13 protein-coding genes are annotated in these 12615 nt (G+C 43.3%); 6 read left to right on the top strand and 7 right to left on the bottom strand.

The annotated features are described in order from the left end of the window. Positions 1 to 58 precede the first annotated feature (58 nt). Positions 59 to 853: an AraC family transcriptional regulator gene (locus tag OH456_RS00620; RefSeq protein ID WP_006069021.1), complete on the top strand. Its 795-nt coding sequence runs from the start codon at positions 59 to 61 to the stop codon at positions 851 to 853. 69 nt (positions 854 to 922) lie between these two features. On the opposite strand, the gene OH456_RS00615 is transcribed toward OH456_RS00620, so the two are convergent. The 4 genes from OH456_RS00615 to OH456_RS00600 form a co-directional block, all read right to left on the bottom strand. Beyond that, positions 923 to 1879: a LacI family DNA-binding transcriptional regulator gene (locus OH456_RS00615; RefSeq protein ID WP_270032585.1), complete on the bottom strand. Its 957-nt coding sequence runs from the start codon at positions 1877 to 1879 to the stop codon at positions 923 to 925. A 299-nt stretch (positions 1880 to 2178) separates the two neighbouring features. After that, on the bottom strand, positions 2179 to 2496 hold the full coding sequence (gene chbA, locus OH456_RS00610) for a PTS N,N'-diacetylchitobiose transporter subunit IIA (protein WP_006069019.1): 318 nt from the start codon (positions 2494 to 2496) through the stop codon (positions 2179 to 2181). Positions 2497 to 2602: 106 nt separating this feature from the next. After that, positions 2603 to 3931, bottom strand: coding sequence for a PTS sugar transporter subunit IIC (locus tag OH456_RS00605; protein ID WP_006069018.1), 1329 nt, complete (start codon positions 3929 to 3931; stop codon positions 2603 to 2605). An 82-nt stretch (positions 3932 to 4013) separates the two neighbouring features. Beyond that, positions 4014 to 4319: a PTS sugar transporter subunit IIB gene (locus OH456_RS00600; RefSeq protein WP_006069017.1), complete on the bottom strand. Its 306-nt coding sequence runs from the start codon at positions 4317 to 4319 to the stop codon at positions 4014 to 4016. 366 nt (positions 4320 to 4685) lie between these two features. Here OH456_RS00600 and OH456_RS00595 point away from each other — a divergent pair, with 366 nt between their 5' ends. The 5 genes from OH456_RS00595 (at position 4686) to OH456_RS00575 (ending at position 9144) form a co-directional block, all read left to right on the top strand. Next, positions 4686 to 6008, top strand: a complete 1323-nt coding sequence (locus OH456_RS00595) for a PTS sugar transporter subunit IIC (RefSeq protein ID WP_038221529.1) — start codon at positions 4686 to 4688, stop codon at positions 6006 to 6008. 89 nt (positions 6009 to 6097) lie between these two features. Continuing rightward, positions 6098 to 7003: a DMT family transporter gene (locus OH456_RS00590; protein WP_270032584.1), complete on the top strand. Its 906-nt coding sequence runs from the start codon at positions 6098 to 6100 to the stop codon at positions 7001 to 7003. A 2-nt stretch (positions 7004 to 7005) separates the two neighbouring features. Next, the gene (locus tag OH456_RS00585; protein WP_006069014.1) at positions 7006 to 7524 is read left to right on the top strand and encodes a MerR family transcriptional regulator; all 519 of its coding nucleotides are present in this window, start codon (positions 7006 to 7008) and stop codon (positions 7522 to 7524) included. Between the two features lie 98 nt (positions 7525 to 7622). Further along, positions 7623 to 8399: a CSS-motif domain-containing protein gene (locus OH456_RS00580; protein WP_270032583.1), complete on the top strand. Its 777-nt coding sequence runs from the start codon at positions 7623 to 7625 to the stop codon at positions 8397 to 8399. Beyond that, positions 8386 to 9144, top strand: a complete 759-nt coding sequence (locus OH456_RS00575) for a CSS-motif domain-containing protein (protein ID WP_270032582.1) — start codon at positions 8386 to 8388, stop codon at positions 9142 to 9144. Before OH456_RS00580 ends, OH456_RS00575 begins: the two co-directional genes overlap by 14 nt. Positions 9145 to 9155: 11 nt before the next feature. Here OH456_RS00575 and OH456_RS00570 read toward each other — a convergent pair whose 3' ends face one another. The 3 genes from OH456_RS00570 to OH456_RS00560 form a co-directional block, all read right to left on the bottom strand. Next, positions 9156 to 10058, bottom strand: a complete 903-nt coding sequence (locus OH456_RS00570) for a DMT family transporter (protein ID WP_171389527.1) — start codon at positions 10056 to 10058, stop codon at positions 9156 to 9158. A 108-nt stretch (positions 10059 to 10166) separates the two neighbouring features. Beyond that, complete coding sequence (locus tag OH456_RS00565; protein ID WP_270032581.1) at positions 10167 to 10790, bottom strand: 3'-5' exonuclease; 624 nt, start codon at positions 10788 to 10790, stop codon at positions 10167 to 10169. A 128-nt stretch (positions 10791 to 10918) separates the two neighbouring features. Further along, a complete protein-coding gene (locus OH456_RS00560; RefSeq protein ID WP_038222077.1) occupies positions 10919 to 12349 on the bottom strand; it encodes a sodium-dependent transporter in 1431 nt (476 codons plus the stop codon). Positions 12350 to 12615: the final 266 nt, after the last annotated feature.

Below are 12615 nucleotides of genomic sequence, written 5' to 3'. Positions count from 1 at the left end.
CAGGTCGTTATAATTATAAATATCTCCATTCAGACATTAGGCGCGATAGGAAGACAAGTTGAAAAAAAAGTCACGTAACCTCCATCCCTCTCTTTCTATTGATAAAATGCCGTCGGACGTTTTCATGAACTTCGACGCGTTTCTTTCCAATACTGAGACGAGAGTACATTGCCACCCTTGGGGGCAGATTCAGTTGATTAGCGGTGGCATATTGGAAATGGAGGCGCAAGATACGCGCTTTCTCGCGCCGCCCCATCTTGCCATTTGGGTACCAGCCGGAGTGATGCATTGCAGTTACAACCGCAAACCATTGGAGTACTGCTCTCTCAATATTGCTCATGAGCTGACGTCGACCTTCCCGGAAAAGACCAGCCTAATTAAAGTGACGCCGATTGTTTCGTCGATTATTGAGGATTTTCGCCATCGAAGTATAAATGTGGCCGAGTCCGAAAAAGACAAACGATTAGTACAGGTGCTTTTAGATCAGCTAAGTGACCAACAAGAACAACATCACTTTTTGCCCTCTAGTAATAACAAATATTTAGCACCGATATTGGCGGCGATTGAGGAAGAGCCTACTAACGATATTAGCTTGAATGAATGGGCGAGTAGGGTACATACAACTGAGAGAACGCTCGCTCGTTATTGTCAAAGCGAACTCGGAATGAGTTTTACAGAATGGCGTTTGCGAGTTCGTTATTTGTATTCAATGGATTTACTACGAGGAGGGCACTCTGTTAAGGAAGTGGCTTTCACACTCGGTTACAACCAAGCAAGCCCTTTTATTGCGATGTTCAAGAAATACTCAGGTCAAACACCTGAACAATACAAAAACAAGTTATTGCAAAGTTGATTGAAGATTGTGGTGAAGTAGAACTAAAAAAGGAGTATGTAACACACTCCTTTTTCTAAATTACTTGTACTAGCTGCGATTAGAGACGGAATCTCGCGTGACAAGGCGGCCAGTGATAAGCGGTTTTGGAGTCATTGGTTTATCATCTAAAATGGCGTCCAATTGCTCCATGGCAAAATCAACGATTTGCTGTGATGGGTAGCTAATGCAGGTCAGAGGCGGATTTAGTTGACTCGCCAGTTGAGAGTCTTCTAACGAGACGATGGATATCTCTTGTGGCGTTGCCAAGTTAAAATCTCTAAATAGGTTCATTGCTACCGCAGCTTGGCTATCGCGCATTACAACCAATGCAGTAAATGGATGATAGCTATTAAGTAATGACATGATAGCTTGCTCGCTGTTGCCATTAGCGGTCACAATCAGTTGACGATTAACTGGCATTGCAGAGTTTTGCAATGACGTCTTATAACCCTCTATGACCTGATTTGAGGCGTAACTTTCATCGTCTACGACAATGGCGATGCTTGAATGGCCTTTACTAGATAGGAAACGACAAGCGCTTTCTGAAGCAAATTTATAATCATAGCCAATAGAGTGAGACGGATCAGCCAAACTGTCTATGGCAATAATGTTGTCGTTCTTTAACTCTTCGACCGTTCCCCCCAGAGAGATAATTGCATCACAATGCCTTTGGTTTAGATCTTCGACGATACGCACTTGTTCAGCAGGCGTTTCGGCAAACTGTACAAGCATGTGTTTACCTTTGGCTTTCAGCGATTTCGCCAATAACGGGAGGTAGGTAGACACTTGGCCAGCATCCGTTGAAGAAAGAATAACACCGATGTAATCAGAGCGCTGATTGGCCAGTGTTTGCGCTGCAGCATTTGGGCGGTAGTTCAGCTCTTCTGCGGCACGCAGAACGGCTTCACGACTCTCGGGCTTAACACCGCGACTACCACTCATCACGCGCGAAACCGTGGCTTTCGACACGTTTGCTAGCAAAGATACGTCTGTGATAGTAGCCATGAAAACAACCTTATTTCATTTGCAGGGTTTCTGAAGTTGGGAAACCGTTTCCCAAAATTTCCAATATTGTACTCTTTTACTGGTACGTAGCTCAAGCTTGATGAAGGTAGAAGTGTATTATAAAACCGAGGAAAACAAGTAAAAGCAGTAAGTTGTTGAAAAAAGCAGCTCCCAAAAGGGTAGGAGCACATGAGAGCTGCTTCGACCAATTTTAAAAGATGCTCCTATACAACACCTTCCCTCTGACTCGTTCCCTGCATGGTCGACAACTATGAAAAAAGTAAAATGGGTTTACTTGCTTATTTCGCGGTGCGCTTGTGTAGTTCGATCATTTCAGCGACGAGTTCTTTTGCTAGCATAGATGTCATTAAGTGGTCTTGTGCATGAACCATCACCAAAGTCATCTTCATTTTTCCCGTACCTTCATCCGCTTCGATAAGCTGTGTTTGAACAAGATGTGCTTGGTTTGCAAATTCTTGTGCTTCTTTCATCAGGCCTTCTGCTTCTTCAAACTCGCCGTTCTTAGCATGACGAAGTGCTTCGTAACATAGGCTGCGCGATTGACCAGCGTTGATGATGATGCCCATTACTTGTTCTTCTAAATCCATTGGTTCCATTTTGTACCTCTTAATTCTTAATGGTTCTATCTCAAAGATAGGTGTCGCCCCATGCTTATCCCCAACTAAGACTGAGGGGCGACATTTAATTTATGTAATTTGGGGTTTAAGCCGTTACAGGTTGACCTGCAGCTTCTTGTTGTTTCTTCTCTTCCGCAGCTTCTTGCTCAAGAAGTTGCTTTTCGTATGCTTTCAGGAATGGCAGGTACATCATTGCTGACATAGCCATACAGATGAAGCACATGATGACAGGACTGAATGCCCAGTTAGCTGCCCATGAAGCACCGATAGGACCTGGAGTTGTCCAAGGTGTTAGAGAAACAACGCGCTCAACTAATCCCCAATCAAGAGCGAACCAACCTAATGTTGCGTTAACCATAGGAACCAAAATGAATGGTAGGAAGAACACTGGATTCATGATGATCGGTGCACCGAATAGGATAGGTTCGTTAATGTTGAACATACCTGGAACTGCACCCATTTTTCCGATAGTACGAAGGTGAACGGCCTTACTACGTAGTAGTAGGAAAGCAAGTGGAAGGGTAGAGCCTACACCGCCAATTAGTAGGTAGTGATCCCAGAAACCTTGAACAAAGATATGTGGGATAGCTTCACCAGCTGCCATTGCTGCTTGGTTTACTGAAAGGTTAGCCATCCAGAATGGGTTCATAATACCAGTAACGATTAGCGCGCCGTGGATGCCTGCAAACCAAAGGATTTGACACACTAGTACTGCAAGAAGTACGGCTGGTAGCGTATCTGAAGCTGATACTAGAGGCTGTACTAATGCCATGATTGCTTCAGGAATGATCATGCCGGTTTGTGCTTCAATGAAAAGATTCAATGGGTGCAGGGTCATGATGATGGCTAACACTGGGATTAGGATTTCGAATGAACGAGCAACACCTGTAGGTACTTCTGGTGGAAGTTTAATAGTGATGTTGTTGCGTTTTAGGTAAGCATATACTTCCGTTGAGTACAGTGCTGTGATAATCGCGGTAAAGATACCTTGGCCTGAGAAGTACTGCATAGAAAGCATGCCGTCTTGCACTGGCGCAGCCACTAAAAGGAAGCTCATCAATGAAAGTAGGCCCGTTGTAACAGGATCTAGATCGTGATGACGTGCCAAGCTTGATGCGATGCCCACAGATATGAATATCGTCATGATGCCCATACTTAGGTTGAATGGCAGCATGAGTTGTTCACGGTAAGTATCAGAAAAATCTAGCCATGCTCGTGCGAATCCCCAAGTTGTTTCCGCTGAAAACGGAGGGAATATAAACACCAACATGAATGAACCAACAATCATAAAAGGTAGTGCCGCGATAAAACCGTCGCGGATAGAAGTGATGTATTTTTGTTGGCCAATTTTACCAGCAATAGGAGTCACCTTTTGCTCGATAACGTTGACCATTTTGTCGTACATAGCGCCCATGTCGTAGATCTCGTTTGGATATTAAAGAATAAGAAAGCTCGGTGTCGAAATGTGACTACAGGGGGGACACCGAGCCAGAAAACTAGCCGATTAGTTCTAGAGCAAAATCAAGAACTTTGTCGCCCTTCTGCATGCCGTAATCCATCATGTTGATTGGCTCAACTTTGATGCCGTGCGCATCCGCTTTCTTTTGGAAATCTGCTTGCATGTATTTAACTTGAGGGCCAAGTAGAACTACTTCGTAGTTGCCAACTTGCACATCAAATTCGCTTGCGCCGAACGCCTTAATTTCAGCAGCGATACCACGTTCTTGAGCTGAGGCTTCCATCTTTTTAACTAGAAGAGAAGTAGACATACCGGCAGAGCAGCAAAGCATAATTTTTTTCATTTTTCGTTCTCCAGAATCTTGAATTCCTTTTTACTATGCCGTTCTGGAAATCATTTGGAAACCGGTTTCCAAATGATTTCCGGTTAAGTGTGAAAACGATCACTAGAAAATCTCTGTAAGGTGGATTTTTCGTGACTCAGTTAACGAACTATCAATGGTCTGGAAACAGCATGTGAAACAAAACTATGCTGACCTTAAAACGTTATGAACATCTGAAATGACGGGAAGGGTTAGAGCTGATTTTGAATGTATTTACGGCGACCAAGAGTCGAAAAGTGTGCTGAAGTCATCAGATTTGGATACGAAGTTTCCGCACTATTGAGTATTAGGTTATTCTTGCCCGGATCTCGACACTCGGTAACTAAGATGAACCACTCTGTAATGAGACTGTTTGCCAATCAGGTAGAGCAGTTCATGAACCCCATTGCTAAATTGCTTATGCGTAGTCAGCATTTGATGGCAATGCGTGATGGTTTCCAGTTGGCGATGCCGTTTATTTTTGTCGGATGCATGTTTGTCCCGATTATTTTCCCTCCGTTTGCCAACCCAGAGTCATGGATGTCAGTCGCTTGGCTGAACATGTCTTACACCTTAAGACCTATTCTATTGCCTACCTATCAATTAACTCTTGGAGTTGTTGGGCTCATTGTGTCGTTTGGTGTCTCAGCAAGTTTGGCAAAAAGTTATCAACTACCTGAACGACTCTCGGGATTGACGGGTTGTATGGCCTTTCTGATGTTGGCTGGTTTCTATCTGAATGGACAGGAGGACGTCAGATATCTCGGCGGGTCTGGATTATTTACTGCGCTAATCGCGAGTATTTACTCTATTGAAGTGGTTAGGTTGTTTATTCGAAAAGGGTGGTATATCAAGATGCCTGAAGATGTGCCCATCCTTACGATTCAAAGCTTCAAACTGATGATCCCAATATTCGTGGTGCTCAGTACCATTTCAACCTTTAACGTTGCGTTGGAAGCTCAGTTTGGTGTGCATTTTCCTCAGTTGATTGAAGAGCTTTTTAGGCCCTTAGTGCTTGCGTCAGACAGTTTAGTTGCTGTACTGGTATCAATTTTAATTTGTCAGTTGCTGTGGTTTATGGGTATCCATGGAGCATTAATCATAACCGGGATTATGAATCCATTTTGGATGTCGAACCTCCTCGAAAACCAAACGGCATTAGAAGCTGGTGAGGCGGTGCTACCGCATATCTATCTGCCTGCTTTTTGGGACTTTTTTTTGTTAGTGGGCGGCGTTGGTTCAACCTTGCCATTGGTTTATTTGGCGATTAAGAGTCGGTCAAATCAATTGAAGTCGGTTGGTAAAGTGGGCGCAATTCCAGCGATATTTAATATCAACGAACCGATTCTTTTTGGCTTCCCAATCATTATGAATCCCCTGTTCTTGGTGCCGTTTGTAATGGTGCCTATGATCAATGCCACCTTGGCGTGGTTTCTCACCTCAGCAGAGATATTGGACCGAGTGGTATTGATGATTCCTTGGTCAGTACCGGCGCCAATAGGAGCAGCGTGGGCAGCCAATGGTAGCGTGGTGAATGCTCTTATGGTCGGCTTTGCTATGCTTAACTCGTATTTTATCTATCTACCATTTTTCAAGGCACATGAAAAAATCTTGGTAGAGCAAGAAGCGGAGCGCGCTGAAAGAATGCAGCGCCGCAGAGAAGTACAATAGTTCTAATGTTAAGTTCTTTCAGCGACTAGATTGACCCGTCTACTGGTATAGGGTTTAGGCTTCGTGCTCTTATTAGTAAGAGGGCGCTCATGTCTATAAATTTTCCCACACAATCATTCTGGTACAAGGTCACAACTCAATGGTCTCCGACGACGAAAGGAATCGCATTGGCGTTAGTGTCTACAGCACTTTTTACTGTTGTTGGCGTTATCGTTCGCCTACTCAGTGACTCGATAGGCGTGTTTCAAATTTTACTGTTTCGCCAGTTAGTGTTTTTGACATTGCTTATGCCAGCTATTGTTATTAACTTTGCCAGTTTAAGGCAACCAACCCATTTGAAACTGCATACTTTTCGAATTCTAGGAGCGTTTACTGCTCTCTCTATTGGCTTTGTCGTGGTGAGCACAATCCCGCTAGCGAATGCGACTGCACTTGGTTTCACACGTGTATTGTTTGTTGCCTTACTAGCGAGGCTATTTCTACGTGAAACGCTTTCTATGAGCCGCATATTGACGCTGATATTAGGATTTTCCGGAGTCATGTTGATCGTACAACCTAGTTTTGATGATACGTCGCTGGGTTATATAGTTTTAGGTTTAGTGGCGTCGATGGGAGCGGCGATTGCGGCGATATGTGTTCGACGGATTGCGCAACTTGAATCTAAACTCGCTCTTTTGGCATACCAAGCGTTGTTCGTAGGTATTTTGGCGTTGGTTCCATCCACTTTCGATTGGGTATGGCCAAGTTGGAATGAGTTACTGCTTTTGGTTAGTGTCGGTGTTATTTCATCAATCGCTCAATGGTTTGGCGTCAGCGCTTATAAATATGGCGCAGCAAACGTGGTTTCCAATGTCGAATACGTGAAAATTATTTACGCTATGGGTATTGGTTATCTACTATTTTCAGAAACACCAAACCAACTAGCGATAATCGGTGTTGTTCTGCTCTTTCTGAGCGTATGTGTTCCAAAATTATTCACGAACAGGAATAAGTAAAAATGTTGACCGTTACTCAATTGGCGCGAGAATGTAAGATATCGAGAACTACTATCCTCTACTACGAACGCGCAGGTCTTTTATTTCCTGCTCATCGTGCAGGCAATGGGTACCGCTGGTATGGAGAGAAACAGGTCTCAAGGCTTAAGAGTATCCTCGCATATCGCTCTTTCGGGCTACCAATTCAAGAAATAAGTTCTTTGCTCGATAGGCAAGGAGATCAAATACAAGAGCAGACCTTGAGAGACCAATTCAATGCACTGGAAAGAGAAATAGAGGCATTGCGAAGCCAACAGAAAGCGATTCTCACTGCGCTAGAAGAGCCTAATTTGTTGGAGACCAATTCCATGAATAAAACACAGTGGGTTGAGATTATGAAACACTCCGGTTTTAACGAAGAAGACATGGCGAATTGGCATCGACAGTTTGAAAGAATGCAGCCAGATGCGCACCAAGAATTTCTCGAATCTTTGAATATTAGTTGTGATGAGATAGCAGAAATTCGCAAAAATTCTCGGTAGCTGAGAAACCTGAAGACACAATATTGAGTTGAGATAAAGAAACTTATATTTATCGAGTGTTATGATTTCTTGTCTTAATATACTTCCTGTTGATACATATGGTAACCAGACGGACTTGGCAGAACCTTTCTCTGATTTTTCTCTACACCTTGCTCATCGGTTGCGTCTATCAAATGATGACCTTTCGAGAGGAGTTGAGTTGTGATGCTGAACAAGTTGTTGGTCGAATCGACGACCATCTATCTAAGATAGAGTCTGAGTTACGTGCCATACCTATTGCTGAAACCTGCACCTCTGACGTTCAAACTGCGCTGGCTCACCACGTATTTAATAGCACTGGGATACGGGGAATTGTGATTGCCAACACAGTAAATGACGACCCCAATTATTGTAGTAATTTTGGTGCTCACGAACGGCTTATTGATGAAGCATTTTGGGACGCGAGACAAGAAGGGGACGTACTGTTTGCTCGTCTTCATGTAACAGAGTTTCGTCGTGACCTCTCGTTCGCTCTAGCGGTTTATCGTGGTGATCAAATTGTGATTGGTACTATTAACCCTAGGGTCATCCTAGGATGGTGGATTGAGCCTTACAATAATGATGCACGCATTACCATGTCTTTCCCAAAGTCATCCAATGTCTTGCTAGACCGAAATCAAAGTGCTTTTTCCGGAAAAGAGCTGTCTACCTCGCTAGCTTCTGAACGTTATCCGTTTGAGATCAAAGTGACTAAGACTATGGGATTGCTGACCAACAGAATTAAAACCTTCTTCATACGTTTATCAGTACTCGGGTTTATCGTCTTTGGTGCTGTTTTTACCGTTGATATTTATTCAAGACTACGTAGCGACCAAGATGCCTATGAACACCTATAACTTCCCATGGGCAAAGACAGCTTACGTGTTGGTCCTTGCCTTACTTCTTAGTGGTGGTTTAGCTTATTTACATATCTCAAATGAGATAAAAGCAAGCGCTCAGACCTCGGTACTCAGTGTCGATAAACGCATCGATGAGGTCGTCTCGGTCATCAGACAAGTGCCCTACGATGAATCATGTCCAGACTCACTGATGCACGACTATGCCAACCTAGCTTACGAAAATGAACGAATTCGAGCAGTCGGATATATCCGTGAGTCTGATGATGGTGCTTTTGTATGCAGTATGTTTGGCAAGACTTCGTTGCATCAAAAGTATTGGCGTGGTGAATCAAATACCGATGTATTCATTGGTTGGTCGTTGTTAACCAGTTATTTTCCGGAAACATCGCTGGTTGTTGATATCGATGATGGTGATAAACGGTTCTTTGCTTACGTGAACCCACGACGCTTAGTAGGGTATTGGTTGGAGCCAACACTGCCTTACGCTAACTACGCCTTTAAGTTGGATGGTGACCTCAACTCCACTTACTCTAGGAACCCGGTTGAGCCTGATGTCAATGAGATGAAGTTTGAGGTTAGTTCTTCACGTTATTCATATTCAATAATCGTTTATTCGGCTTATCATACCTTGATAAAACGTATGTTGATCTATTGGTTACGTTCAATTATCGCAGTTGCCATTCTATGGTCTTCAGTTTGGTTGCTAAACCAGTCGTTTCGGGATAACCGAAGCCAAGCCTAGCAACCTTAATTCTAGCGAGAGCGTAAGAAAGGCAATCGCAGATTTTTCCCAAAGACATTGATTAGCGCACCTAAAACAATGAGTGCACCGCCTAAGTAAGTCCATATCGATGGCAGCTCGTTAAACAGAACAAGACCTAGCAATATCGAGAACACTATTTGAATGTAGGAATAAGCGGATGCTTTACCTGCTGCTTGTGTTTGCATTGCCTTAGTCAACCCAAGTTGTCCTATTTGGGTGAAGATCCCTACGAGTATGAGCATAACCGTAAGGTGCATATCGGGTATCACAAAGTTGTCACCGATCAGTAATAGCGATAAAGGGAGTGCAACGAGAGGGAAGTAGAAAATAATAACTGAACTATCTTCAGTTTGGCTTAGTTTTCTCACAATAACATAAGCGATAGAGCTCCCTAATGCGCCAAGTAAGGCCACACCAACACTGAATAAGGGTAAATGCTCGGTACTGTTAGCCCCCAATGTAGGACTGACCATGGTGTATAGACCTAACAAACTCAGCAAAATACATATAAAGGTCGAAAATTGCACACGCTCTTTCAAGAATAAGAAGGCAAGTAGCGCGGTAAAAACAGGGTGAATGTATTGTAATATTGTTGCTTCAGCTAATGGAAGGGTCGTCACGGCATAGTAGACACAAATTAAGGCAAGCGACCCCATGACACCACGAGCAAACAACAGCTTTTTATTGTTACCCCAGATCGAGATACCTTTCCTTTTCACATCAACATAGCTGAGTATCAATGAGACAAGGGCACGAGCTGCCACAATCTCAAAGACAGGTATTCCATAAGTACTGACGTATTTTACTGACGCCGACATCAAGGCGAAGCCAAGTGCGGAGAGCACCATATAACGAACACCAACGGGTACTAATTGGTCAAAACTTGAATTCATTTGAGACTCTGGCTAAGAAAAATGACACTAACGTTATACATAACATAGTGAGGAGCATTTCACACTACGATTTGATTTTTATATAGAAAATGACCTATGTCTAAACAATTACACAGCTTGTTTTGTTAAGAACTGAGCTATCGATGCTTTCGGTTGTTTGGACAGTCTTTGCATTAAAGCAAAACTAGGATCATTGATCTTGAACCTCTCAGTCAATGAATCAACGAGGAGCAACCATAGTGATGCTGTCACTTCTGCATCGGCTAAAGCACGGTGAAAGATGCCATCATTAGCAATATTATGATAAGCCACTAAGTCGCCGAGTTTGTGGGAGTGAGCTTCCTGATTTAAACGTCTTGAGACTAGAAGAGAACAGGCAAATTCCCCCGTGTAACTTTCGTTGATGAGTTCTAGCTCTGCATCCAGAAATCGCTTGTCGAACGAAGCATTGTGAGCAACGAGATTACTGTTTTGTATGAAAGTTGAAAACTCACCCATCACGTCTTTACAGCTTGGCGCGTTAACCAGCATGGCATTACTGATGCCAGTGTAATTTTCGATGAATCCACTGACACGAAATCCCGGATTCATGAGAGATTGAAACCTATCGACTACGGTGCCGTTTTCTAGCTTAACTGCACCAATTTCAATAGCCCTGTCGCCTTGATTTGGTGAAAGACCAGTGGTCTCAAAGTCGAGTACTACGACAGATTTGGCAGATGAAAGCATCATTATAATCTCGTTATTTGGGTAGGGCGCAAAGTCTAACGTGAAGTGGCAGGAAGGGGAACATTAAACAGGAGGGTTAAACAAAAAAAAGAGGAATCCTAGGATTCCTCTTTTTCAATAAGGTTTAAGTCTTACAGTTTCTTCGAAAGAATACCTGTTAGAGCAATGATACCGATACCCATTAACATGATTGGACCTTTACCACTGTCGAAGCCGCTTGAGATTCCCGCAAACGCAACGATTGCTACTGCTACAGGAATTACGAACTTAACTAGGTTGTACCAAAGACCGAATAGTGGGAATTTCACTTCACCGTCGTTAGTGATTTCTTTCTCAAGTTCTTCGCGGCTTAGTCTCCAACCTGCGAAGATACACACCAACATACCGCCAACAGCTAGGAAGATCTTATCTGTCATTAGGTCGAAGATGTCGAATGCACCAGTGTCAAACAATGTTGGACCAACGCCACCTAGAGATAGAGAAGCAAAGATACATAGTACCGCCATTACTGCAGCTGCAGAGAGTACTGCTGTAGTACGCTTGAAGCCTTTCTCATCGATTAGGTAAGACACAACTACTTCTAGTAGAGATACCGAAGACGTTAGTGCTGCAACAGTTAGACCTACGAAGAATAGTAGTGCGAAGATTAAACCAACACCGCCCATTTCTGCGAATAGCTGAGGTACAACAACGAAGACTAGACCAGGACCAGCTGCTGGCTCCATACCTAGAGCAAACATTGCAGGGAACATTGCGATACCCGCTAAGATTGCAACACCAGTGTCCATTGCCGTAACCATACCTGTAGTTTGAACAAGGTTCTCTTTCTTCTTCAGGTAGCTACCGTATGTAATCATACAGCCCATACCTAAACTTAGAGAGAAGAATGCTTGACCAAGTGCTGCAAGTACAACACCACTGTCTACTTTAGAGAAATCAGGGCTAAACAGGAACTCAATACCCGCCATTGCACCTGGTAGAGACAAACCTTTCACTGAAACAATGATAAGAATCAGGAATAGGATTGGCATTAGGATCTTACCTGCTTTTTCGATACCGCCAGAAATACCGCGGCTAACGATGATTACGTTCATTAGCAAGTAGATACCCATCCACATCAATGGTTGAATTGGGTTGGTGATGAAACCACCGAAACTATCGCCGATAGCTTCAGGGTTACTTAGAAGACCAGTAGATACTTTTTGAACGTACGCTAGAGCCCAACCACCTACAACAGGGTAGAAACCCATAATAAGTAGACCACTTAGTACGCCGATGACACCTACGAAAGTCCAACGACCGTCTGTCGACTTAAACGCACCTACTGCACTACGACCAGTCTTACGACCAACCGCGAACTCAGTTAACATTACGCTAAAGCCAATGAAAATTACAAATGCAAGATAGATAACGATGAATGCACCACCGCCATTTTCACCTGCTGTGTAAGGGAATTTCCAAATATTACCAAGACCAACTGCAGAACCTGCAGCGGCCATTACGAAGCCTAGCTTCGAACCCCAATTGTCGCGGGGTGCTGTGTTTGTATTACTCGTTGCCACGATAACTCCGATAATCTGTTGTGTTTGTCCGTAACTTTGGCGCCGAAAAGTTTGTGTATTTATTTTTATACACTTTCTAAAATTTGTGGAGGCGCTTTATCAGTGACAAGTAAACCAGTTTATGATTGGAGTTGGAAGTCTAAAAAGTGTTTTTTTCTAACTTTTGTCATCAAATTGTTGTCAACTGCTGATTTTTTAAACGTTCGTCATTTTATTTTCTAAATTTTCTTGACTCGATAGCGCTATTTATTGAATTAGAATAATCA

The organism is Vibrio sp. La 4.2.2 (assembly GCF_027586995.1).
Classification (GTDB): domain Bacteria; phylum Pseudomonadota; class Gammaproteobacteria; order Enterobacterales; family Vibrionaceae; genus Vibrio; species Vibrio mediterranei.
Note: the sequence above shows the minus strand (reverse complement) of the source record. Positions and strands in the feature narration are given on the sequence as shown.